Source organism: Saccharibacillus qingshengii, assembly GCF_013185195.1.
GTDB lineage: Bacteria > Bacillota > Bacilli > Paenibacillales > Paenibacillaceae > Saccharibacillus > Saccharibacillus qingshengii.
In genome coordinates this window covers 182,812-207,268 of sequence record NZ_JAAZWC010000004.1, presented here as the reverse complement: position 1 = coordinate 207,268, position 24,457 = coordinate 182,812, and the positions used below count along the sequence as shown (strand labels likewise).

Genomic DNA, 24,457 nt, shown 5'->3' with positions numbered 1-24,457 from the left:
ATAGGGATACGTTTTGCAAAAGAAAATCTACTTAGGTCGACTAATATTTAGCCTGCCTATCTATTAGCTAACTAATTGTATGCCCGGAAACGACGAATGTCAACTTTGACCGAAAGACCCTCATACGAGGGCCTCGGTGATGTAAGCGTACAGATCGGCGTCCAGTCCGAATTGAAGCGAGAATTCCGGATTTTCGGAATGGAAACGTTCGGCATTTTCTCGCATATGGTGATCGTCTCCTCCAAAAGCAAACGCAATTTCCCGCCACTGCGCGGCCAGCTGCCGCACGGCTGCGGAATCTGCGGGAGTCCCTTTCTCCATTTCGACCCGCAGCATGCGCACGACATGGGCAAACCGTTCCGCAGCCGAATCGAGTGAAGCGGAATCGCTGCTTTTGTAATAGCTGAGCATGCCCTGAAGCTGACTTTTCGTAAAATATTCATCCCGCCCCGCTTTCATCGCTCCCAGCAGCACGGTCAATTCTTCGACGCTCATCGCCTGCCGGGATTGGACGGTCCGCAGCGCTTCTTCCAACTCCCGAAGCAAGCGGTTTTTGGATTTCAGCTCTTCTCTCAGCCGCGCAATCTGCATGCCGATTGCCTCCGCCGTCCGATCCTGTTCTCCGCCCAGGATCCGGCGAATATCTTCGAGCGCAAGCCCCGCCGACTTGAGCGACAAGATGCGCTGCAGCCGGGACAGGTCTTCCGGCGTGTACAAGCGGTGCCCCGAAGCTGTATGCGCCGACGGAGAAAACAATCCGATCCCGTCATAATAGCGCAGCGTTCTGAGCGTCAACCCGGTCAATGCGCACAGCTCTCCGGTCTTCCAATAGTTCTGCATAGGCTGTTCCTCCTCTGAATCGGCTTGGTGCATACGGCTACCGCTCAAACTTCGTAACGTCTGCCGCACACGCGGCATATCGCTTCAGACGGCGAATCGCCGGCCATTCCGCTGGACCACGCCGCCATTCCCGCAAGCATCTCGCGCGAACAGTAACACTGCAGGCGAACCGGACGTTCCCCCAATCGCCGCATGCCGGATACCCACTCGTGATCATGCCAGGACTCTTCGCTGCGCAGGCTGCGGCGCAGCTGCGCCATCAAGCTTGCAGGCGCTCCCGGCAGCGCTTGAACGAATAAGGCTTCCGACGATACGCAGACGCCTTCCCTTATATCGGTCCGGGTACGCAGGCAGGTATCGATCTGTTCGCTCTGCCGGAAATAGTGTTCCAGATTCAGATCCATTCTGTCGTAGGGCAGATCCGTAATCCCCGTAAATTGGCGGGTTCCCGAAGCCCGGATGCAGCGAATACTCCCTTCGGAAACCGCGGCAGGTTCTTCCGAGAGATACGCCCTCACGTTCCCTTCGGCATCCGCGTCGACAAAGATCCGGCTGCGCAGTTCTTTCGAAACTATTTTGAACGTGAGCCGCTGTGTATCTTTGAGAGTACCCGTCAGTAAGCAAAGCGTCGAGAAACTTTGCGCCAAGGCCGCGGCAAGAAGCGGTGCCTGCTGCTTGCTGCGGGCCAACAGTTGGCGTACAAGCTTCGTATTGTCGATATGGAAGATTCGCACCCGATTGTCTGCGTCGATTCCCTGTACAAGCCGGTCTTCCTCCGAACGTTCAAACCCAAATGGCTGCATGACCTTCTCCCCTTTCTTACCCCCACTATAAAACATGACGTTACGTCAGGTTCAACCCCAAATTTTTGTACGCCAAAAAAACCTTCGCCGGATTGGCGAAGGTCAGGCTGTCGAGAAAGTCCTATTCGTAAGAGAAGCTTGTCAACTGCGGGAGAAATTCGTTAGCGGATGCTTACGATGTGCCTTTCTTCGAAAGGCTCTAGGTCGCGTGTTGAAATCGGGGAAAGGGATTGAAATTTAGCAGAATTTCCCCGATTAACGGTGCAAGTTCATATCCTGATTTTGGATGAACTTGCACCACAAAGGCGAACACTATCGTTCCTACACTGAATTTCTCCCTCCGCCTCCTCGCTTCACTTGAGTTCAGACCTTTCTCGACACGTTGACCTTCGCCGGATTGGCGAAGGTTTCTTTTTCGTCGGGCCGCGTTATTTCGTTCCCCATTCGTCCGGCAGCAGCGAGCGGTAAGGTTCCTGCAAAAAGCGGTCGTCCGCCAGGATCAGCACGCCCCGGTCTTCCTCGGTCCGGATCAGACGGCCTCCCGCCTGCTGGACTTTGTTCATGCCGGGGTAGACGTAAGCGTAGTTGAAGCCGTTGCGGCTCCGATCGTTGTAGTAATCCCGAATGATATCGCGCTCCAGCCCGATCTGCGGCAGGCCTACCCCGATCACGGCCACGCCTGTCAAGCGGTCGCCGGCCAGGTCGATCCCTTCGGAGAAAACGCCACCCATGACGGCGAAACCGACCAGCGTCTTCTCCCGATCCGCCGAGAACGCGTCGAGGAACCCCGTGCGCGCAAGTTCCGACATGCCCGCATCCTGTCCGAGAATCTCGATCTCCCCCGGGTCGATGCGCGTCTCGAACGCCTGCCGGATCTCCTGCAAATAAGCGTACGACGGGAAAAAGAACAGGTAGTTGCCCGGACGCTTGTTCACCGTGTCGGCCAGTGCTCCCGCCAGCGCATCCCGCGTCCGTTCGCGGTCGCGAAAGCGCGTGGAGAACGGCAGCACCGTGACGTCGAGCTGTTCGGGACTGAACGGCGACGGAATCGACAGCGTATAATCGTCTTCCGCAGAGCCGAGCATCTCCCGGTAAAAACCGAGAGGAGCCAGAGTCGCCGAGAAATAAACGGCGGAGCGGTAGTTTTTGGATGACTGGAGCAGCAGCTGCGACGGATCGAGGCAGAACATCTTCATCCGTACTTCGCTGCCGTCCGTCTCCACGTAAGTCACGTATTGATCGCCGTACAGCCGCCCGACCCGCAGAAAAGCCTGCGCGGAGAAATAGGCTTCCAGCAGTTCTTCTTCGGCTTCGCTGCCGTGTACGGTCACAAGCGCATGCTCCGCCTGTTCCACAAACGGCTCCAGCAGCTTGAACATGACTTCCGGCGGCTCGCTGCCGACGAAACGTCCCGCTTCTCCGGCCTGTTTGCGCAGCAGAATCAAATACGCGTTGACGCGGTCGGCCGCGCCGCGCACGCCTTCATGCACCTCTTTGTAGCCCCGCTTGATCGCGAGAAAAGCCGACTTCAGCAGTTCCGCAGAGAACATCTCGCGGCCGCGTTCGACCAGGTTGTGCGCTTCGTCGACGAGCAGCATCGATTTGCCGCGCTGTTCGTCGGACAGCCGCTTGAACGCGATACGCGGGTCGAAGACGTAATTGTAGTCGCAGACCACGACGTCCGCCGCGTAGGCGGCATCAAGCGAGAATTCGAACGGACAGACCGTATGTTTGCGCGCGTACTGTTCCAGCACCTCGCGTGTGATTCTCGTTTCGTGTTCGAACAGATCCATCAGGGCATCGTTCACCCGGTCGTAATAACCGATAGCGAACCGGCACTGGCCGCCCGCGCAGTCTTCTTCTTCCTTGAAGCAGACTTTGTCTTTGGCGGTAATCGTGATGGAACTGAGGTAGGCGCCGCTGCGTTCCAGCAGGCCCAGCGCTTCTTCCGCCCCGGCCTGCGTGGTCGTCTTGGCGGTCAGGTAATAGATGCGGCCGACCAGTCCCTCTCCGATCGCTTTGATTGCGGGAAACAGGGTCGAGATCGTCTTGCCCGTACCGGTCGGTGCCCGCGCGAGCAGGTTTTTCTCTTCGCGTACGGTCTTGAATACCGCTCCGGCGAACAGACGCTGTCCTTCGCGGTAGCGGCCGAACGGGAAAGGGAGTGCCGCGGCTGCGGTATTCCGCTTTTCTTCGCGCTTCTTGAGCAGCAGCGCATACGGCGCGTAACGCTCCGCCACCTCCTGCACGAATGCGGTCAGTTCTTCCGCCGTCTGCATGACTTCCCGCACGCTGCGCTCGCCGCCCGGCTTGTGTACATAGGTCAGCCGCACGCCGACCCGGTCCAGCTTCAGATCCAGCATCAGCATATAGGCATAGAATTTGGCCTGCGCCCAATGGACCTCATGTCCGGATTCGATCTGGTCCGCCGTTTCCGACGTCGATTTGATCTCGTCGATCGTATACGAACCGTCCTCGCCCTGCAGCAGACCGTCGCAGCGGCCTTCCACCTGAACGATCAGCTCGCCTTCGGCGCAGGTCAATTCCGTTTTCAAAAATACTTCCTTGCGGTCGTTCTCTCCATAATTCTCCTGGACTTCGCGGTGAATACGGGTTCCTTCCTGCAGCGCACTGCCGCCGAAGCGGGTGCCGGATTCCAGACTGCCGCTGCGGAACACGTACTCAACCAGCGGACGAACCGATGTTTTGACTTGATAAGCCATCTTGATTCCTCCTTTCCGTGAAACAAATCGCCGTTTGGGGCGACTTTCTTTTTTTGGGGACAATAGGGCAGACGAAACAGCGGCTGCGCACGTCTATCCATTATAGACGAACGGCTGCGCAAGTTCAGCCGGTCCTCGATGGCGCAAAAAAGCGGCTTTCGCAAAAGCGAAAACCGCCGATTTCGTGCAGGAAACCGCTTGGGGCATCCGGGCGCGAGAATCCGCTTCCCGGTGCCGTGCCGTTTACTGCAGCACGCGTCTTGCCGACACGTAATGATCCTGCCAGTATTTCAGATCGAGATCGGCGATCGCCACGCCGTCTTTGCTGGCGCTGTTGTGCACCAGATGGCCTTCGCCGTCATAGATGCCCACATGCCCGATCAAGCCGGGAATACTGCTCCAGAAAAACAGCAGATCGCCTTTTTGCCATTGGTCTTTCTCCACCGGAATGCCGATGTCTTTCTGGTAGGCGGTTCCGAACGGAAGATTGACCCCCTGCAGGCCGAATACGTACCGCGTGAACGACGAACAGTCGAACAGCACCGGCGCTTCGTTGCGGCCAAAGCCGTAATGGGTAATCCCCTGCAGCGCCAACGCATCCTGGATCACCCGGTCGGCCGATCCCGAAGCGACCGTTCCGCCAGGCAGGATATCCGAGGAAGGGAGAACCGGCAGAGGCAGTGCGACCGGCATCTCGACCGCCGGAGCGGGCGCAGGCGGAGCCTGAACGGACGGAGCCGGGGAAACCGTGCCCAAGCCCGGCAGCGTATACGTCACGTAACTGGTGGAGACGTAGCCGGTTACACCGCTGGTATCCGTGATCCGGAGCCAGGCGGAGTTCGCGAGTTCGACGGCGGCGAAGGTCTCGCCTGCCGACAATACGCGGTACACGTCGCTGCCCGTAACGGGTTCGGCGCGGAAATTCACGTTCTTCACGACGACTCCGCTGCCTGCTGCGGCCGGGACCTCTGCAGGGACAACCGTTTCCGCCGACGTCTTAACCGAACCGGCGGCCGGAGCGGGCAGCGAAGCCTGCTTGACGGGCGGGGCAGGCGTCTTGACCGGAGACGAAGCGGGCTTGACGGTCGAAGCGGAAGCGGCGGGCTTGACGGCGGCAGCAGCCGACGCCTTGCTGTACGTAATGTAGGAAGACGATACGTAGCCGGTCTTGCCGGACACTTCGACTTTGAGCCAGGACGTGTTCAGTTCGCTCAGCACTTCAAGCTTGGTGCCGGGCTGTAGCGTGCGGTATACGCTGCCTTCGGAAGCCGAAGGCGCGGAACGAAGGTTGACGGGTCGATCGACTTTGCCGCTCGATGCTTCCGCGGCGACGGGTACGGTCACTAGAAGAGCGGATGCTGCGAGCAGGCTGAAGAACTTTCTTTTCATGAGTGCCTCCTTATACGGGACATGCGCAGGCGGCAGACCGGCGCACGCGTCATGGGGTCGAGAGCGCTTCCGCAAAAAAAGCGGAAAACGACGAACAGTCGGGAATAACGGATCGATTTGCATTCTACCGATATTTTATCTTCTATCGGCCCGAACTACCAGCTTTTTGAGCAAATTAACGACAAATCGGAAACGGTTTTGACATCTTTTGCGGCCGGGAGCATAATAGCTAAGGATTTGCAGCGTTTTCGCCAAAGTGGGACAAAACGCGCCAAACGGTTTATCCCTATATAAAAGGCCTGCCGGCACAGGATCACCTCTGCGGCATCCCTAACATTTTCCTCTATAGAAAAGGAGCTTTGCCCTGTGGAGCCGATCAAAAATGTACGTTCCTTACTCATCCAACCTTTCATTTTGTTCACGCTGATTCTATTGGTTAAAGGCTATATCGCCTGGGGACCGATCTTCGAGGATACGCCGCTCTGGGGTCCTCTGCTGACGGAGATCCCGTTCCTCTGGATCATCTTCTGCCTGTTCGAGTGGCTGGCCACCAAACGCAAACTGCTGTGGTACATGGTGACCAACCTGTTCGTAACGGCACTGTTCTTTACGGCAATCATTTATTTCAAATATTACGGCGTCGTCGTCAGCTACCATGCGCTTGACCAGAGCCGCCAGGCTGTCGAAGTCAGCGACAGCGTATTCTCTCTGCTCGCGCCGCAGTATCTGCTGATCTTCACCGATATCATCATCTTGACCGTCTGGTTCTTCGCGAGCAAAAAAGCGCGCAGCTGGCGCGAGAGCGTCGTGCATCACCGGATGAGCCGCCGGATGCTCGGCAGCGTGCTGATTCTCTCGCTCGTTCTGTGCACGATGAATATCTGGCCGAACCGCGCAAGCATGAACGAAGTCGTCAAAGCGGAAAAGATGGGGATTCTCAACTACGAAGCCTTCACCCTGCTGACGGACCGCGATGAAGAACCCGTCCCGCTGGAGGAAATCAGCCAGGCCCGAATCGACGAACTCAAAGGCATCACCCCGCCCGAGACGCCGGCCTATTACGGCTCGGCCAAAGGCAAGAACCTGATTATCCTGCAGATGGAATCGCTGCAAAACTTCATGGTCGGCCTCAAGGTCGACGGACAGGAAGTCACGCCGAATCTGAACAAGCTCGCAGGCGAAGGGCTGTATTTCCCGAACTTTTACCAGAGCGCGGGACAGGGGAACACCTCGGATGCCGAATTCACGGTGAATACCTCGTTCTACATCCCGCCGCGCAAAGCGGCCGTTATCGCCTACGGCGAGAAAGATCTGCCAAGTCTGCCCAAACTGCTGAAAGAAAACGGCTACCAGACGGCTACGTTCCATACCAACCAGGTCTCGTTCTGGAACCGGAATCAGCTGTACGCCGCTCTCGGGTTCGACCGCTATTACGATCAGGAATTTTTCGGCACGGACGATACGGTCTTTTTTGGCGCTTCCGATGAAGTGCTGTACCAGAAGACGACCGAGCAGCTGCAAAAGATGGACGAATCCGAGCAGCCGTTCTATGCGCAGATCATTTCGATGAGCTCGCACCACCCGTTCACGATCCCGGAAGAAAAATACAAGATGACCCTTCCGGACCGCTACGAAGATACGCTGGTCGGCGATTATATCCGTGCCCAGAATTATGCGGATTACTGCCTGGGCCTGCTGATCGACGAACTCAAGGAAAAAGGGCTCTGGGAAGACAGCCTGCTGATGCTGTACGGCGATCACCTGGGCCTGCCGCTGCATTCGATGAGCGAAGAAGACCTGGCGCTGGCCCGGGACATCTTCGGCCACGATTACACGTACAGCGACATGCCGAATATTCCGTTCATGATCCTCGGATCCGGCGCGAAGACTTCGAACGAGCAGCCCCAGCTTGGCGCCCAGGTGGACATTATGCCGACGGCGGCGAACCTGCTCGGCATTTCTCTCCAAGACCATATCCATTTCGGACAGGATCTGCTGAACCAGAACGAGAATATGATTCCCGAACGCTATTACTGGCCGTCGGGTTCGCTGATTACCGGCGATACGCTGTTCATCCCCGGTACCGCCTACGCGGATGGCACTTATTATCCGCTCAAGAAAGGCGGTACCGCCTCTTCCGGCGTGACGGAAGACCAGTATAACCGCATGCTGCAGCTGTTCGAGCTGTCGAGCAGCTACGTCCGTCAGCAGCCGGACCGCCCGGAAGCTTCGGAAGAAGAATAGGAGCGGGGGCGAAGCGAAGCTCCGCACGGGTTACAGCATGACCCTGATTCAGGATTAACATGAATATAGAAAAGCCCGCCGAGGATCGCAGGATCCGCCCGGCGGGCTTTTTGGTGCGGGTAAGAAGGCGTCTTCAACCGGCTTCTCCATCTCTTCAATGCCTGGACCCCACTAACTGCACAGGAGCCGTTATTTCGGCCGGAGAAGCCGGTTAAGCCCAAATAACTGCAGGAGAAGCGTTATTTCGGCCTGGATCCGCTGTGGGCAGACCGAATCGGGCAAATAACGGTTGTGAGGACGTTATTTGGTTGGTAGGGCTCTGATTGGCGAAAATAACGGCCCTACTGCCGTTATTTCGGCGTATTATGCTGCTGCGCGGCCAATCGGCACCGAACAGCCGCCCGGCAGCTGTTCGGGCGCGCGGTCTGCCAGGCGGCCGGAACGACCTCCGGGCAGGCCATTCGGCGTATTGCGCTGCTGCGCAGCAGCGGCAGCTCCCGGCGGGCTTGATCGCGGCCTTTCTCTGCCGCGGCCAAGCCGAAGCCCGCCGACCTCAGTCGAGTTCCGCGACGGAGAAGGTCACGCACGCGCCGCCCTCCGGGCGGTTCTGCGCGGCGATCTCGCCGCCGTGCCGGCGCACGACGGTCCGGGCGATGAACAGCCCGAGACCGGAGTGCCCGCCGCCCGGGTCGGCGGCGGCAGGCCTTGCCGCATCTTCGCGATAGAACTTCTCGAAGATGCGGCCGCCCCCGGCTTCCGCGAAGCCGGGGCCGTCGTCGCGCACTTCGAATTCGGCCCCGCCGGGCCGGATTCGAAGCTCAAGCGCGACGAGACTGCCCTCCGGCGCATAGCGGAGGGCGTTACTGACCAGATTGTCCAGCACCCGGTTAAGCCGGTGCTGATCCAATCGCTGCGGGCCGCGCCGGTCTTCGGCGCGCAGGTCCCGCACCGCAAGCGCGAAGTCCACGCCGCGTTCCCGGCAGAGAAAAGCGTACTCCCGCCCTTTGGCGCGGACGGCCGTCTCCAGGTCGACCGGCTCCGGACTGAGCGCAAAGTCCGGGCGTTCTACCTGCGCGGCTTCCGACAGATCCGCGGTCAATCGGATCGAACGGTCCGCCGCGCCGAGAATCGTCTCCGCGTAGCGCACGGCACGTTCCGGACGCCGCCCCGCATCGTCCAGCAGCACTTCCGCATGTCCGCGGATCACGCTGAGCGGCGTGCCGAGGTCGTGCGCGACGGCGGCGATCATATCGCGGCGGTCGCGCTCCGACTGCCATTCGCGCCTCAGCGATTCGCGCAGCGCTTCGCGCATCTGCTCGAACGCGGACAGCAGCTGGTTCAGTTCGCGCACGCCGGTTCCGCCCCGCTCCAGCGAGAAATCCAGGTCGTGCTCGCGGATCTTCTCCGCCCCTTCGATCAGGTGCCCGAACGGCTCTTCAAGCCTGCGGCTCAGCCGGCGGCCGCTCCACAAGGTGAAGCCGTACAGATAAGCGAACGGGGCCGCCGCCATCAGCAGCCCGCCCAGCAGAAGCGGAACCGCCTCCGCGGGATTCGCCGAAGCCATCGTCAGCTTGTAGCGCAGCGCGATCGCTCCGGCGAATTCCCCGCCGGGCCCGGTCAGCGGCTCGTACTGCACGAAATAGCCGCCGGAAGCCGCCGGATCGTTCAATCGTTCCAGCAGATCCGCCGTGCTGCAAATCGCGCCTTCGCCTGTATACGATCCGTACATCCGCTTCCCCGAAGCGTCGAACATCTCGTAACCCATCCCTTCGGCGGGCACGATCCGCTCTACTTCGACGCGCGATGCCGGAGAGACCGGATGGTCCAGCTGCCGGATCTGCGAGACAATCTGCGGAATTCGGCTCTCGTAGTAATTGGCGGGCCGCAGCGAATTCCCCCAGACCAGCAGCGCGGAGAGTCCGACCGCCCAGGTCAGCAGCGTAGCCAGCACGCTGAGCAGAAAGGTCCGGTGGAAACTGCGCTGGATCAAGCTTTTCAAGCGTCTTTCCTTAGGCGTTTTGCCGGCCTCCGGGCCTGTCGAGCCCGCGGATTCGATAGGTCCCCTCTGCCGGGCTTTTTTTTTCACATCTGCCATTTGTAGCCCACGCCCCAGACCGTCGCAATCGGATTCAGGCCCGGAGCGGCCGCTGCCAGCTTGGCCCGGATCTTTTTGACATGTTCCGTTACCGTCGCCGAGTCGCCGTCCGCTTCCAGTCCCCAGATCCGTTCATATATGTCTTCCCGCGCAAATACCTGGGACGGATGCAGCGCCAGCAGCAGCACGATATCGAATTCGCGTCCGGTCAGCGCAAGCGGCTTCCCGCCGGCCTGCACTTCGCGACCCTGCGCATCGATCGCCAGATCGCCGAAGCGCAGATAACGGTCCGCGGCGCCGCGGTCCCTTTTTTCCCGGCGCAGATGCGCGTAGATCCTCGTCTTGAACTCGCGCAGGCCAAACGGCTTCACCAGATAATCATCGCCTCCGGCCATCAGCCCGCGCACGCGGTCTTCCTCCGAACGCCGGGCGCTGACGAACAGAATCGGACAAGCCGCGCTCTCGCGGATCGCTCCGCAGAGTTCGTACCCGTCCATGCCGGGCATCATCACGTCGAGCACGACCACATCGGGTTTATAGGGCAGCAGCGCCAGCGCTTCTTCCCCGCCGTATGCGCACAGCACCTTATACCCTTCGTCTTCCAGCGCATCGCGCATAAACGCTACGATATCGCGCTCGTCGTCGACCAGCAGCACCGTCTCCGCCATCGCGCACCTCCTTTTTCCGCTCTTTTCCCAAAGTCCGTTCGATCGTTCCCCCTACTGCATCCACTCTCTCCGGCTCCAGCTCCATGTCCCCATTATAGCGCAGCCCGCAAGCAGCGCACAGAGGATCCAACCGAGCGAAGCGTCGCTTCCGCCCGTATGCCCGAGGAAATGAAAGATCGAGTCGGATACCGACAGCAGAAAAGCCAGGCCGTCGGAGACGTAAATGCCGCCCACGATCACCGCCAGCATCCCGATATAGGCCAAGACCGGATTTGGCGCCAGGCGCGATACGATCCCTCCCACCCCGATCAGGGCCAGAAAAATGCAGAAAGCCAGCCCGTAGAATCCGAGTCCGTAACCGATCGCGCCCAATCCGCCGACCGTCCCTGCGCCCATCAGCGTCGTCTCGGCGGCCGCAGGCATAAAGATCCGGCCGAACACGGTACCCGCCGCCCAGGTGAACAAGGTCATCGCGCCGACCGCAGCACCCAGCACGGCCCATTTGACCAGAAACATTTTGACCCGCGAGACCGGACGAATCAAAGCCAGGCGCAGCGCTCCCGAAAACACATCCCCGTTGAAACTGTCCGCCGCCAGCATCGGAATCACGACAAAGTTCATCAGAATCGCCAGCTCCCGCAGCAGAAAAGGCGCCGTGTTGAGCGAATTCAGCGGCACGCTGTGATCCGGATCGTAGAAGCTCGTATTCATCATCGTCAGAAACAGACATTCCAGCAGCACGAAGATCAGATAGACGGCGATCACCGCCCAGGTTCGTCTGCGCTTGAACACCCGCTGTGCTTCGCTTCGGATCAGATTGCTTATTCCGACCGTTTGTTTGTTATTCAAAAGAATCCCTCCTTCTCCAGACCCACATCGTCATGGCGCCAAACAGCAGTCCGTATCCCCCTATGACCCCCAGATTCCACAGCCGCAGTCCGTGCAGATTCGCAAGCATCGCCGCAAGGCCTTCCCATTCGATCATCAGCAGGGACAGAAAATAAACACGTACGTATGCCTGCGTCTCGAACCAGGGGCGGAAATACGTCAGCACCGTCGGCAGCAGATACGACAGCAGCAGAAATCCGATACCCAGTCCCAGCGTTACCGTGGACGAACGTCCGACGGCGGCAATCCAGAAGAACACGGCGAGCAGCGCGGCCAGGACCAGGGCGGCCAGAACGTAATACCCCAAATCGTACAGCAGTCCCTCGGCGTAAGTCGCCTGTCCCGCTTCATAGAACAGGGGGTAAGTTTCGGGGTTCGGGAACCAGATCTTCCCCACCACCGCCGAACAGACAAAGTACGCGGCCAGCTGTATCCACATAAAGGCCAGACAAACCAGCCACTTGGCCGACATGATCCGCGTCAGCGAAGCGGCGCGCAGCATGCCCATCCGCAGCTGCCCGCTGCGGTATTCTTCCGTTACCGTCAGGCCGGCCAGCACCAGCATCATGCCGCTGAATGCGGTGATCAGCATCTCGGCCAGCGCCAGCACCGGCACGCTGCCCGCCGTCGCGTATTCCGGCAGTCCCGGATGAAGCACGCCGTTTTGCGACAGCAGATACTTGGCCGAGACCAGCGCCATCAGCGGCGCGGCCAGCGCCATGAGGCGAACGGTGCGCCTTTTCCACAATCTGCGCCACTCCGCCTGCAGCAGCCTGCCGAAGGGGACTCCGCCCGACTTCTCCGTCTCGTACAGCAGCAGGCTCATGAAGTCATCATCTCCACGAAAGCTTCTTCCAGACTCGAATGACGGCCGATCATCTCTTCCCGGCTGCCCGCAAAGATCTGCTCGCCTTCGCGAATCACAACGATCCGGTCGCAGATCTTCTGCAGCTCGTCCAGCAGATGGCTGGAGACCAGCACCGTTTTGCCCAGTTCGTGCTTGAGTCTCAGGATCAGCTCCCGCAGTTCGCGAATCCCCATCGGATCGAGGCCGTTGGCCGGTTCGTCGAGGATCAGCAGTTCGGGATCGCCCAGCAGCGCCTGCGCGATGCCGAGCCGCTGTTTCATGCCGAGCGAATACGTCTTGACTCGCTCGTCGGCCCGTTTGTCCATTCGTACAATCTCCAGCACTTCGCGCACCCGCTGCTCCCGCTCTTTGCGGGTAGGCAGATTCGGATGCAGCAGCGCCAGATTGTCCAGGTTATCGCGTCCGGTCATATAGGGAAAGAAAATCGGGGATTCCACGATCGCTCCCATATGCGCTGCTGCCGCTTCCCTCTCCCGCACGACACTTCGTCCGCCGATCCGGATATCGCCCGAGTCGGGCCGGATCAATCCGGTTATCGCCCGGATCAGTGTCGTCTTGCCGGCACCGTTGGGTCCGAGCAGCCCGCAGATTTCGCCGCGTTCCACCGTGAATGACACATTTTGCAGCAGCGTGCGGCGCCGTACTTTTTTGGTGACATTCCCGATTTCGACCAGCACCGGCTCCGCCTGGGGAATCACGATTCTTGGGGTCGTTTGCGTTTCCGCTGTGTTCATCTTCTCATCGCCTCTTTCTTGTGCTTTCGTTGACCCCAGTGTAGAAGGCAATTCTAAAGAAAGAATAAAAGCCGCAAAAAAAGTCAAAAAGCCGCTCCCTCCCATCTGTTACTCTGGGTACAAGGAGGCGTTCACGTGAGCTATCATCCTGCCGTACAACATACGATCGACTATATCGAACGCAATCTGGAACAGGAGCTGACGGGAGAAGACATCGCGGCTCAGGCCGGGTTCTCGTTCTATCATTTCCACCGCATTTTCCTAAAAGAAATCGGCATGACGATGTCGGAGTATATCCGCGCAAGAAGACTGGCCGGTGCGGCTTCCGCCCTGCTGCATACGGACGAGCGGGTACTCGAACTGGCTTTTCGGTTCGGATTCGAATCACAGGAAGCTTTTGGACGGGCATTCAAAAAAATCTACGGTCTGCCGCCCGCACGTTATCGACGATGGATCGGCGGCATACTGAACCAGGAGGAACTTTCCATGCAAACGAAACCCGATCAGACCGCTTCCCCGATTAAAGGATGGTTTATGAGCGGCAGCCATCCTTTCCATTATGAAATGGGGGTCGACCGCAAAACCGTTCACCGCGGAACCGGATCCGGTTATCTCAAATCGGTCTCGGCCGATTCGCCCGGGCAGTTCGGCACGATGATGCAGGCTTTCCGCGCCGATGCCTACAAAGGCAAACGAATCCGGCTGTCCGCCTTCGTCAAAACGGAAGCGGTCAAGCGCGGATTCGCCGCTCTCTGGATGCGCGTAGACGCCGACGACGGCGAATCGCTGCAGTTCGACAACATGGCGAACCGCACGCTGACCGGTACACGGGATTGGAACCACTACGCGATCGTGCTCGACGTCCCAGGCCGGAGCGACCAGATCTCGTTCGGCGTTCTGCTGAGCGGTTCCGGACAGGTCTGGGTCGACGGCTTCGTATTCGAAGAAGTCCCGGACACCGTGCCGACTACCCATCTCGAGACATCCGCCACACTGAATGATGAACCGGTGAATCTGTCTTTCGAAGAAGAATAGACTCGAGACGTTCCATCCGCCCAAGAACGGCAAAAAGGCTTTCTCCCCTACAAGGAGAAAGCCTCAACGTGTCGAGAAAGTCTGATTCCGAGAGAAGCGAGGAGGCGAAGGGAGAAACTCAGTGTAGGAACGACAGTGTTCGCCTTTGTGGTGCAAGTTCATCCAAAATCAGGATATGAACTTGCACCGTTAATCGGGGAAATTCCGCTAAATTTCAATCCTTTTCCCCGATTTCAACACGCGACCGGAACGAATTTCTCCCGCAGCCGACGATCTTCTACAACGAATAGGACTTTCTCGACAGCCTGAGGCTTTCTCCCCTACAAGGAGAAAGCCTTTTTCGTATGCCGAATCGGTCAGTCTTCCGGTCAGTCTCCACGCTCTTCTACCGGAGTGCCGCCCAGCCAGCTGCGTGTGAACGAGATCCACTCGCGCGCCGCGTAGGATTGATAGCGGTCTTTGCGCCAGATCACGCCAAGCCGCCACCAGATTGCCGGTTCCTGGAGCGGGACAATGCGGACGGCTTTGCCCGAAGCCTGGCGGCAGATCGTTTCCGGCAGCAGGGCGACGCCCAGTCCGGCCGCCACCATCTCGCTGATCAAATCCCACTGCGAGCTCTCGTAGACGATCTTCGGACGGAAACCGGCCTGCAGGCATTCGCTGATGATCCGGTCATGTAGCGTAAAGTCTTCCCGAAAAAAAACAAAGTTCTCCTGGGCCAGCTCGCTCAACTTCGCACTCGGCGCCCCTGCCAGGGCATGCGCGGCCGGAACGATCAGGTTCAGCCGCTCTTCGGCAAACTGGAACGAATCGAAGACGTCGAACGACAGCGGCAGCACCACCACCCCGATATCCAGCAGTCCTTCCGCAACGTCGGATTCGACCGTTTTGGCCCCGTCTTCGAACACCTGAAGCGTCACGTCGGGATAACGGTCGTGGAAAGCGCCGATGACTTTGGGGAAAAAGCTCGATCCCACCATAGGCGGCAGGCCGATCCGGATATGTCCCCGCTTCAGCTCCGTCAGATCCCCAAGCTGCGCCGACAGATTCGAGAACGACTGCGTAATCGCCTGGGCCTGTTCCACCACCACGCGCCCGGCATCGGTCAATTCGATACGCTTGCCAATCCGGTCGAACAAAGTCGCGCCCAGTTCTTCTTCAAGCTGACGGATCGCTTTGCTGATCGCCGGCTGGCTCAGATAGAGCGACTCGGCCGCTTTTGTGAAGCTTTTGAGCCTCGCCGTTTCGAGAAAGTAAGTCAGATGCCGGATCTCCATACGTTCGCTCCTTTTTCATCCATAACTATTAGGAATGATTTTGATTCCTTTTATTCATTTTACTCATGAAAAGAATAGATGTAAAATTTTCATTATAGAAGAGAGATTACAGAAAGGAGCGTCCTTATGAAAAAAGTAGGCCTTGCCGCGATTCAAATCGCGATTCTGATGGGTTTCTCCGAGCTGATGAACCGGCTGGCGGTCTGGACGCACTTTCCGCTGCCCGGCAGCATCCTCGGCATCCTGGTCTTGTTCCTGCTGCTCCAGTTCCGCATCGTCAAGTTGGAGTGGATCGAACTGGGCGCCACCTGGCTGCTCGCCGAGCTTCTGCTGTTCTTCATTCCCGCCGCTGTTGGCGTCATGAATTATATCCCGATGCTTGAACAGGACGGAATCCGCATCTTCGCCGTCGTGATCTTGAGTACCCTTATCGTCATGACCAGTTCGGGCCTGTTGGCCGGAGTCTTATCCAAAAGAAAGGAGAGCCGCCTATCATGATCAACCAAGCCGTTACGTATCTGACCGCGACACTCGTCATTTATTATGCCGCCAAGTGGGTGTATCGCAAATACCCCCGGGTCTATCTCTCGCCGCTGCTCATCACGCCGGCGATTCTGGTGGTCGTTCTGCTGACCACCCATGCTTCTTATTCGAGCTACAATGAAGGAGGCGTCTGGTTGTCGAAGCTGCTCCAGCCGGCTACGGTCGCCTTTGCCGTTCCGCTGTACAAGAATCTGCAAACGCTCAAAAAGCATGCCGGAGAAATCTTCGCAAGCGTCTTATTCGGTTCGATCATGGCCATGCTGTCTTCCGCTCTGCTCGCGCGTATGATGCATCTGAACGGGGAGCTGGCCAGCAGTCTCGTGCCGCGTTCGGTGACGACGCCGATTGCCATGAACGTATCGCAGATGATTGGCGGCGTACCGACGATCACGGCCGTATTCGTCATCATGACCGGCCTGCTGGGAGCCATGATGGGTCCTTCGGTCGTGAAGGTGCTGCGGATCGACGGGGATATCGCCCGCGGAATCCTGTTCGGAACAAGCGCTCACGGCACCGGCACTTCGAAAGCGTTCGAGCTGAATGCCCTCACCGGCACCGTCTCCAGCATCTCCATGATTCTGGCCGCACTGTTCACCCTGCTCGGAGCTCCTATGCTGCTGGGTTTATTGGGTTGATTCCGCCTTGTGTGCAGCCCTTCTTATCGGACTTACCAAAGAACCCCCTGAATCTCTGTCGTACAGAGATTCAGGGGGTTCTTGCGTCAAGCCGCAGGCTGCGTATTCAACCGATTCCCCGATTGAATACCCGCGCAATCGCTTGGGCCCGGTCGCTTACGCTCATCTTGTTGAAAATGTTGGTCAGATGGTTCTTGACCGTATGTTCGCTGATAAACAGCTTGGCGGCGATATCCTTGTTGCTCGAAGCACGCACGACCAGCTCCAGCACTTCTTTCTCGCGCTTCGACAGCCCGAACTCTTTGACGATCGCGTCAATTCCCCGTTCTTCGGCTTCGGCGGGATTGAAGGAAGCGGTGGCTCCGTCCGACAGAACCACTTCGCTCTGCACGGTGTGACGGACCGCCATAAACTTGCGGAAATGATTGAACAGTTCCGGCGATACGCCGGTCAGATGCAGACGGCCTGCCGTCTCTTCATCCAGGGAAGCAAAATACAGAGCCGTTCTAAGCAGCTGCGCAGGACGCGAATAGGAGAAATTTCCTGTTTTTCCTTCGGAGTCGACCATGGTCTGATGTTCCTTGAGTACAACCAACTCGTTAGCGAACGCTTCGTGCAGTTCGCGGCGCGCGGCGTCGTCCAGCACCGACAGCATACTTGCCCGCTGAAGCAGAGCCGCTTCTTCCGGAGTCGTTCCGCCGTAGCGTGCGTATTCGTCCAGCAGCCGGAGCGAGAGATCGGAGTTTTTGCCCTGATCGGCCGTACCCATCTTGGCCGACGTATACATCAGGCGAAGGAAACGTTCGTTCTGGAGGCCCAGCTGCTGCTGGTCGTGTACGGACTGCAAGATGATGCTCCCCATTGTAGCCAGTGCCAGCAGCACTTCGCGGCATTCCTCGGCTTCTTGTTCACTGCTCAGCGATACGGCCAGGACACCGCGGGTCTTGCCCGCGTAAACGATCGGATACTCGATTATCAGCTGTCCTTCTTCGGTCTGCGACAGTTCGAAGCCGGGCGCCTGCGCCGGATTCTCGCGCAGGATACGCTTGGCGACGTCGCGTGCATACTGCTCGGCGAAATCGTTGGCGATTCCTCGCGATACGATCTGCACTTTTTGCCCGTTGGAACTTTCATGCACGATAATCGCGGACGAAGGATTCCAGACCAGACTCAAGCTCATATCGACGAGCATGAACATGATCCGCTGCGTATTCTGGGCGGAGATCATAAAGCGGGTGACTTCCATCAGAGGGCGCAGACGCTGGATCTGCCGTTCCATCCGCGCTTCGACCGCGCCGCTTGCGATATATTCGCTGACCAGTGCAATCAGCAGATCTTCGAAATCGCGCAGCAGCGGATCGACCTGAACTTTTCTTTTGCCGATGATAAACAGAATGCCGAGCTGATCGCCGCCTACGCGAACCGGGAAGCAGCGAAGCCCGTAGAAATCGCCGATTCCGCGCTGTTTGAGGAACAGCGAACGCGGGTCCCGCTGGATATCGGTCCACTGCATCGGCCCATCGCTCAGCGCGGCCTGTCCGAGAAAGCCTTCGCCTTCACGGAATTCGGCATCCTGCAGCCCTTCGGCTCCTTCGCCGGCTGCCCGCCCGATCCGGTACTCGCCCGGTCCGGTCTTCTCGGCGTATCCGATGATGTCGGCTCCCCCGCTGACATTGATAAACTGTTCGAAAGCCTTCTCGACCGAGGAGCGCTCGCGGCGGGAAGTCGCCAATACGCCGCGCAGCTCGACCAGCCGTTTGCGTACATAGGTTTCCCGATAAGCCGAACGCAGAATACGCTCGGCCGTTTCGGCCAGCTTGCCGACTTTTTCGCGCCATACTTCGGCTTCTTCGCCCGACAGCTCTTCGGCTTCCAGCACAAGGTCCAGCAGCAGCTTACGCCCTTCGTCGTACAGTCCGGCCCTGCCGACTTCTTCTTCCAGCATTTCCTTCGTGCCCGATTCGATCAGCACGCCCGCCACCACATAATAGACCGCATCTCCGGCCGGAGACTTGAAAGGCGCAATGATAAATTTGACGCCCGGCAGCCAAAGATCGCAGATGGCCGGACGTGTCAGTCCCGCGTAATGGCTCACTTCCTGCCAAAAGCGTTCGCGCGTTTCCCCGTTCGTTTCCGTCAATTTCTGAAAGAACGGGTGATAAGAGGAAGGTTTGACAAGCGGACGGCCTTCGCCATCCACAATCAGAATGGAGAGGCGCGTAAATTCCGCATAGGTATGTTGAATTTCTTCGACGGTTTTCTTGACGTCCATTGCCCAGCTCTTCTCGATCATATTAATGGATCTCCACTTCACTTTGAGTATAAGGGGTTTTGTACGAATAAATAGCCATGTTCCCTTCACCTCTTTTATCCAGGATGGAGATTGCGGCCAAGCGGTTCAATACAATTTGCAGCGGTTCGATCCCGCGTCCCAGCTTCTTGGCGAGCCCTTTAGCGGTTTCATAGGCGTAAGGGTTGTTTTCAAAAAACATCGTGCACTCCATCTGCAGCTTTAACAACTCCTGATCCGAAATCGTCATCTTTCTCGTGTGCCCCCTATATCAGCCTAACATACGGTCTGTCCCTGATATTGTCGACGATATGGGGAGCCGACATGCGGCCGCCCGGGGATTTCGTGATCTGGAGATACTGATAGCTTCCGTCCACCCAGGTACGGATGACTCCGTTCGAGGCCCGTTCGAGGAAGGAAGACGTCTCCAGTCCGATTTCCGTAAAGTTGCTTTGGCAGAGTACCGTAATGCCGGCCGCCCTGCATCGGGCCATCTCGTCGGCGAAATTCCGTTTGACAAATTCGCGCCCGCGCTCGGATATGATCGTATTAAGGTCGTAATGGATAAACCAACGTTTGCCCTGTACCATCGTTTCGCGGAAATGCGGGTTGATCGCTTCGTAGACCTTCTTCTGATACTCCTCATTCGAGAGACGGTCGACGTAGATGACCAGCTTCTCGTACTCGGGTGCCACTTTGCGATGATAATGGTCGATGAAAAAGACTCGTTCCTCGGCTGCCGCTTCTTTTAACGATACGTCGAACAGCGCAAGCGTCTGCTCCAGCGTATCGATCGAGCTCAACCCCGACAGCATGAACAGTACGCAGTCTCCCTGTCTGAGGCGTTCGGCATGGATCGAATTCATCAGGTAATTGTAATTGGCTTTGCTGTTGCTGTCCAACATGAACGCGCTTCCATGCGGAAGCCCGCCAATAAGAATCTCGTCCAGCGACTCGATCCCCGTGCTCAGCCGGTCGACGCCGTCGTTCAGGATTTTGTCCTCAACCATCGACAAGGCAGGCAGGATGCAGATGCCGTCATTCATAAACCGGTAATGATGTTCGCCTTCGACGATACACGTACCGCGCATCTTGAGGATTTCGATCGTGCGCTTGCGGTATTTCTCCAGATGCTCGCGCAGCGACAGGCGGATAATGCCGTCACAGACATAATTCTCGAACGGCGTCGAACGCCCTTCCGTTTCCCCGTATTCCCTGAGAAAAAAAGCCGTCAGATCGAACTTGCGCATAATGTTGCGGATCGAATAAATCTGCTCGCGTCCATCTGTCTCCAGTCCCCCCAGCTTGCGGAACAAGCTGATACTGTCGATTACGACGCGCTTGCAGTCGATCTCGCGGATCAATTGTTCGAACAACCCGTCGGTACGCATCATCTGATCGAGCAGAACGTCCGGCTCCAGACAGATGATCCGAAGTTTATTTTGCCGTTCGAGCTCGCGCAGGTCCCACCCGAACCCCGCCATGTCCCGATAAATCTGTTCAGGAAGCTCTTCAAAAGTAATATAGATGCCCGCTTCGCCGTACTGCCGGGCTCCTTCGAGCAAATACTGGATGCCCAGCGTCGTTTTGCCCGTACCCGGATTCCCCTCGAGTATGATCGTCGTCCCGCGCGGGACGCCTCCGCCCAGCAGTACATCAAGCCCCGGAACCCCCGTGTGTACGATATCTTGACCCAGCCCCGTCTCTTGCATAAGTTCCGCCGCCCCCCTTGAATCGAAGTGATTGTTGACCGTGACCCTCTATCTATGGGAATAGGAAATTCCTCTTATCTTGATCTTACCCGATTACATTAAAGTTTGAAATAGCTTTTCCATTTTTTCCATAGTGCTGTAAAATGCGTTTCATTCGGTTTTGAAAAGGGTACTTCTCCATCCCCAGAGGTTGGCGGCAAGTACGGAGGCGAGCAGCACCCAGATTCCCCAGTCCGGCGTATAGGCCTTTACCGCGTAATGCGCGCCAGCCATCACACCCAGCAGCAGCATGACCCCGATGGTCTTGAGACCGTTCGGATCGGACGACGGAAAAGGCAGCGAGAAAGGCAGCTCCATTCCGGTCATACGCAGCGTAAGAGGAAGCAGCAGCGCCGAGACGGCAAGCATCACGAGCAGATCGGGAACGATGCGGATACCGAACAAGAACGTGAACACGGCCGATTCGACCAGGAACAGCGGCAGGAACAACCGGACGAACAGCGCTTTGAGCGTTCCCCGGACCGCGTCGTCCAGCCGGGCGATCGGCGCGCTGCCGTAAATCCAGCTTCCTTTGAAACTTCCCGAATACTTGACCATGAGCACAAGAGTCGGGATCATAATGGAACACGCGTACAGGTTCAAATACCCGGCTCCGCTCTCGTAATCGATCGCGGATAGTCCGCCGCCGCTGGTGGCGAACGTAAACAGGAAGATAAACGGGATCGCGAGGGAGAACCCGAGCGAAGGATAGACCTTAAGCTTGAATTCCCGTTCTCCGGCAAGCATCGAAGCGGCGAATACGTAGAAAGCCTGTTCCTGACCGCTCCGGCAGAGCAGCTTCGACAGCATCCGGTTCCAGCGCCGCGCCGGCGCGGTGCGTCCGCGCGGATCGGCTCCTCCCAGTTTCTCCAGGCTGCGTTCGAACAGGGGCATCAGGCGGAAAAACACCACGGCCCCCAGCAGGGGAACCCCCGCTCCCAACAGGGCCGGCAGCACATACAGCCATTCGCTTCGTCCGTTCAGCAGCCACTCGAAAGCGGCCGCATACCACAGCGGAGGCAGCGCAAGTTCCCACCAGCCCGGTACGAAGTCGGCCGACAGCCGGGCGAAGTCCAACGCGCGGATCGCGACCTGATAACCTACCAGCATAAAGATCGTCATCGCAATCTGTACGTAGTTGACCATGTCCTTCAGCGTTTCCCCGTCGAACAGCTTCAGGACGAGCAGATACACAAAAGCGGTGAAGACGGCGACCAGCAGCCCGCCGAATGCCAGCGAAGCCAGCAGCAGAAGTCCGAAAGGCACCCCGTAGCGCACAACGCCGACGACAATCGGGACCGCGCCGAGCGCCAGAGCGAACTGCGTGAAATAAATCAGGATATGCAGCGCCTTCGCCATCCCCAGTGTCCGGCCGTCCACCGGCTTCGTATGCAGGATCGCTTTGTCCCGCACATCAAGCATCACGGACGAGAAGTCCGACAGCATGGCCGTCATCATGACGAACAGCAGCACCGCGATCACAATCCCCGCCTGCAGCATATAGCTGCCGCCGGCCACCAGAAAGAACGAAGACACGGCGCCGTACAGGCCGTAGAAGAACAGCGTTTTCCCCATTCCGCCCGCTGCGTCCGGCTGCTCTTTGGGCTTCAGGAAGTTTCCGCGGTCAAATCCCGGCCTGAATCCTCCCGAACGGACCTTGGCTCCGCCAAACAAAGCCGCGGCTCCCGTGGTCCGCCTCCGGTCGAGCGTAAGCTTGAGCCCCAGAATAAGGCGCATGGCCGGATAATCGATTCCGATCCGTTCAAACAGGAACCGGATCCGGTCGAGCACCCGCAGCATCCGATAATCCTCCATCGCCTATCGCTCCTCCAATACGCCGACCAGCCGCTCCGCAATCTGACGGTGCTCGTGAAAATCCGTCAGCTGGTTGAACAGCTCTTCCAGCGATTTCTCCCCGCCCCGCGCGCGCAGCTCTTCGAAGCTGCCGTCGGCGGCTACCCGTCCTCCGCTCAGCAGCACGATCCGGCTGCTGATCTTCTCGACCACATCCATGATGTGGGACGAATAGAACACGGTCTTGCCCCGGGCAGCCAACAATTCCAGCAGCTCCTTGACCACCATGACGCTGTTGGCGTCAAGACCGCTCAGCGGCTCGTCGAGGAAGATCAGGTCGGGATCGTGCAGCAGGCACGAAGACAGCAGCACCTTCTGCTTCATCCCTTTGGAATACGCGGCGATTCTCGAATCGATCGCTTCGGATAAGCCGAAGGCCTCCATCAGCATCCGCGCTTTGCGTTCGGCAAGCTCCGGCGCCAAGCCGTACAGCTCTCCCGTAAAAGTCAGATATTCGCGCGCCGTCAGGTTATCGTACAGCTCGGCCGTCTCCGGCACGTAGCCGATTCGGCGTTTGTACTCGCTGCCGGCTTCCGCGATGTCCCGGCCGAACAGCTTGACCTCGCCCGAATAACCTTTGACCAGTCCCAGCATGATTTTGATCGTTGTGCTCTTGCCCGCTCCGTTGGGCCCTATGTAACCGATAATTTGTCCCGGACGTGCCTCCAGATCGATTCCGTTCAGCACATAACGGTCTGCGTACTTCATCCGCAGTTCGCGGATGGACAGCACCGCTTCCGCCTGCGCTTCGCGGTCTTTCGGGGGAATGGCTTGTTCCATGTGATTCTCGTCTCCTCGCATTCGAGAGGCCGAACCCGCCGTTCTCGGCGGAATCCGGCTTGTCGTTATCGTCAGAAAGGGACGCCCGCTCCGGCAAAGATGCCCGATCAGCGGTACTCGTCATAAGGGGTAAACACGGCCGTCCCGGCCTGCAGCACACCGTTCTTATACGTATAGCCAAGCGTAAGGTCTCCGATAAATTCGGACATGCCGACCTGTACGCCCGCCGTCGCGGTCAAACGGCCGTCTTCGATTCCGTAGCGGATGACCTGGCCAAAAGACGGACGTTCTCCGCGCTGCGCCCGCTCCGTCAAGATCCGGTCCGCGGCGATTTGCGTGGTCACGCCGCCCGCTTCGATCCCGACGCTTCCGTCCGCGGCGAATTCGGCGCGAAACTGCTTGAGCATGGCGATGGCTCCGTCTTCGAGAGGAATCGGCTCCAGATCCGACGTATAGACGACCGCTTCATTGACATACACGCCCGTCCCGTAGCCCTGGGTCAGCAGAACGACCGTATCGGGAGCGGCTCCCGCCGTCAGACTGGCCGATACGAACTCAGGCGGATACGGGCTGTTTGGACCCAGCGTTTTGCCGGGCAGAGCCGCCGTGCGGCTGCCGCTGTGCAGACGAAGATCGTCCCACATGCCGTTCGGGCTTTCCATGCCGGTGATAGACAGCGTTCCGTCCACCGATTCGGCAATTTGGCCGGTTCGGTTCTCGACTTTCAGAATGCGGTTTTTGGTGTCATAGCTCATGTGCTGGTCGAACAGCTCTCCGGCAAGGCCGAGGGGAAGCATCACTTGTCCGTCGACAAAGCGCGGCGAAGCTTCGGTCACGACCTCGGTACCTTCCCGGTAGACTTTGATCGGAGCGGCGGCGGAAGCCGTCAGCGCGGCGGCGGCAACCGAAAGACAGACCAGGACGGAGACGGCAAGGCGGCGTGTGTTTTTCATGTTTGGATGTCCTCTTTTCGTTCCCGAAGGATATATGAAATGGAAGGCGCTTGTCTCGAAGCGCCGAAAAGGTTCAGGGGAATTCAT

At 58.3% G+C, this 24,457-nt stretch carries 21 protein-coding genes; 4 read left to right on the top strand and 17 right to left on the bottom strand.

The window, feature by feature from the left end; genetic code table 11:
- Positions 1-120: 120 nt before the first annotated feature.
- The 4 genes from HRQ60_RS05835 to HRQ60_RS05820 form a co-directional block, all read right to left on the bottom strand.
- The gene (locus HRQ60_RS05835) at positions 121-840 is read right to left on the bottom strand and encodes a MerR family transcriptional regulator (RefSeq protein ID WP_172194694.1); all 720 of its coding nucleotides are present in this window, start codon (positions 838-840) and stop codon (positions 121-123) included.
- A 44-nt stretch (positions 841-884) separates the two neighbouring features.
- The gene (locus HRQ60_RS05830; protein WP_172194693.1) at positions 885-1,643 is read right to left on the bottom strand and encodes an Hsp33 family molecular chaperone HslO; all 759 of its coding nucleotides are present in this window, start codon (positions 1,641-1,643) and stop codon (positions 885-887) included.
- A gap of 428 nt (positions 1,644-2,071) precedes the next feature.
- Entirely contained in the window at positions 2,072-4,366 is a 2,295-nt protein-coding gene (locus HRQ60_RS05825) for a helicase C-terminal domain-containing protein (RefSeq protein ID WP_172194692.1), read from the bottom strand.
- A gap of 243 nt (positions 4,367-4,609) precedes the next feature.
- Positions 4,610-5,755 carry a C40 family peptidase gene (locus tag HRQ60_RS05820; RefSeq protein ID WP_172194691.1) on the bottom strand — a complete coding sequence of 382 codons (1,146 nt, stop codon included), beginning with the start codon at positions 5,753-5,755 and terminating at the stop codon, positions 4,610-4,612.
- Positions 5,756-6,121: 366 nt separating this feature from the next.
- Here HRQ60_RS05820 and HRQ60_RS05815 point away from each other — a divergent pair, with 366 nt between their 5' ends.
- Positions 6,122-7,999, top strand: a complete 1,878-nt coding sequence (locus HRQ60_RS05815; protein WP_172194690.1) for a sulfatase-like hydrolase/transferase — start codon at positions 6,122-6,124, stop codon at positions 7,997-7,999.
- 350 nt (positions 8,000-8,349) lie between these two features.
- On the opposite strand, the gene HRQ60_RS05810 is transcribed toward HRQ60_RS05815, so the two are convergent.
- The 6 genes from HRQ60_RS05810 to HRQ60_RS05785 all read right to left on the bottom strand — a co-directional run bounded on the left by HRQ60_RS05810 (position 8,350) and on the right by HRQ60_RS05785 (position 13,252).
- Positions 8,350-8,535, bottom strand: coding sequence for a hypothetical protein (locus HRQ60_RS05810; protein ID WP_172194689.1), 186 nt, complete (start codon positions 8,533-8,535; stop codon positions 8,350-8,352).
- A 17-nt stretch (positions 8,536-8,552) separates the two neighbouring features.
- Positions 8,553-9,998, bottom strand: a complete 1,446-nt coding sequence (locus HRQ60_RS05805) for a HAMP domain-containing sensor histidine kinase (RefSeq protein WP_172194688.1) — start codon at positions 9,996-9,998, stop codon at positions 8,553-8,555.
- Positions 9,999-10,081: 83 nt separating this feature from the next.
- Complete coding sequence (locus tag HRQ60_RS05800; protein ID WP_172194687.1) at positions 10,082-10,762, bottom strand: response regulator transcription factor; 681 nt, start codon at positions 10,760-10,762, stop codon at positions 10,082-10,084.
- A 51-nt stretch (positions 10,763-10,813) separates the two neighbouring features.
- Positions 10,814-11,611, bottom strand: coding sequence for an ABC transporter permease (locus HRQ60_RS05795; RefSeq protein ID WP_172194686.1), 798 nt, complete (start codon positions 11,609-11,611; stop codon positions 10,814-10,816).
- Positions 11,604-12,476, bottom strand: coding sequence for an ABC transporter permease (locus tag HRQ60_RS05790; protein WP_172194685.1), 873 nt, complete (start codon positions 12,474-12,476; stop codon positions 11,604-11,606). The genes HRQ60_RS05795 and HRQ60_RS05790 overlap by 8 nt, the downstream gene beginning before the upstream one ends.
- Positions 12,473-13,252, bottom strand: coding sequence for an ABC transporter ATP-binding protein (locus HRQ60_RS05785; protein ID WP_172194684.1), 780 nt, complete (start codon positions 13,250-13,252; stop codon positions 12,473-12,475). The genes HRQ60_RS05790 and HRQ60_RS05785 overlap by 4 nt, the downstream gene beginning before the upstream one ends.
- 135 nt (positions 13,253-13,387) lie before the next feature.
- Here HRQ60_RS05785 and HRQ60_RS05780 point away from each other — a divergent pair, with 135 nt between their 5' ends.
- Entirely contained in the window at positions 13,388-14,287 is a 900-nt protein-coding gene (locus HRQ60_RS05780; RefSeq protein WP_172194683.1) for a helix-turn-helix domain-containing protein, read from the top strand.
- 368 nt (positions 14,288-14,655) lie between these two features.
- On the opposite strand, the gene cidR is transcribed toward HRQ60_RS05780, so the two are convergent.
- Complete coding sequence (gene cidR, locus HRQ60_RS05775) at positions 14,656-15,564, bottom strand: cidABC operon transcriptional activator CidR (protein WP_172194682.1); 909 nt, start codon at positions 15,562-15,564, stop codon at positions 14,656-14,658.
- Between the two features lie 126 nt (positions 15,565-15,690).
- Here cidR and HRQ60_RS05770 point away from each other — a divergent pair, with 126 nt between their 5' ends.
- Together HRQ60_RS05770 and HRQ60_RS05765 are read left to right on the top strand one after the other, a co-directional pair.
- On the top strand, positions 15,691-16,062 hold the full coding sequence (locus HRQ60_RS05770) for a CidA/LrgA family protein (protein ID WP_172194681.1): 372 nt from the start codon (positions 15,691-15,693) through the stop codon (positions 16,060-16,062).
- Complete coding sequence (locus HRQ60_RS05765) at positions 16,059-16,742, top strand: CidB/LrgB family autolysis modulator (protein ID WP_172194680.1); 684 nt, start codon at positions 16,059-16,061, stop codon at positions 16,740-16,742. Before HRQ60_RS05770 ends, HRQ60_RS05765 begins: the two co-directional genes overlap by 4 nt.
- A gap of 106 nt (positions 16,743-16,848) precedes the next feature.
- On the opposite strand, the gene HRQ60_RS23875 is transcribed toward HRQ60_RS05765, so the two are convergent.
- From HRQ60_RS23875 to HRQ60_RS05735, 6 genes are all read right to left on the bottom strand, one after another.
- Positions 16,849-19,035, bottom strand: a complete 2,187-nt coding sequence (locus tag HRQ60_RS23875; RefSeq protein ID WP_281358056.1) for a LuxR C-terminal-related transcriptional regulator — start codon at positions 19,033-19,035, stop codon at positions 16,849-16,851.
- A 1-nt stretch (position 19,036) separates the two neighbouring features.
- Positions 19,037-19,282: a hypothetical protein gene (locus tag HRQ60_RS05755; protein WP_172194679.1), complete on the bottom strand. Its 246-nt coding sequence runs from the start codon at positions 19,280-19,282 to the stop codon at positions 19,037-19,039.
- A 16-nt stretch (positions 19,283-19,298) separates the two neighbouring features.
- Positions 19,299-20,744, bottom strand: a complete 1,446-nt coding sequence (locus tag HRQ60_RS05750; RefSeq protein ID WP_172194678.1) for an ATPase domain-containing protein — start codon at positions 20,742-20,744, stop codon at positions 19,299-19,301.
- 150 nt (positions 20,745-20,894) lie between these two features.
- Positions 20,895-22,598 carry a hypothetical protein gene (locus HRQ60_RS05745; protein ID WP_172194677.1) on the bottom strand — a complete coding sequence of 568 codons (1,704 nt, stop codon included), beginning with the start codon at positions 22,596-22,598 and terminating at the stop codon, positions 20,895-20,897.
- A 3-nt stretch (positions 22,599-22,601) separates the two neighbouring features.
- On the bottom strand, positions 22,602-23,417 hold the full coding sequence (locus HRQ60_RS05740; RefSeq protein ID WP_172194676.1) for an ABC transporter ATP-binding protein: 816 nt from the start codon (positions 23,415-23,417) through the stop codon (positions 22,602-22,604).
- A 107-nt stretch (positions 23,418-23,524) separates the two neighbouring features.
- Entirely contained in the window at positions 23,525-24,370 is an 846-nt protein-coding gene (locus tag HRQ60_RS05735) for a hypothetical protein (protein ID WP_172194675.1), read from the bottom strand.
- Positions 24,371-24,457: the final 87 nt, after the last annotated feature.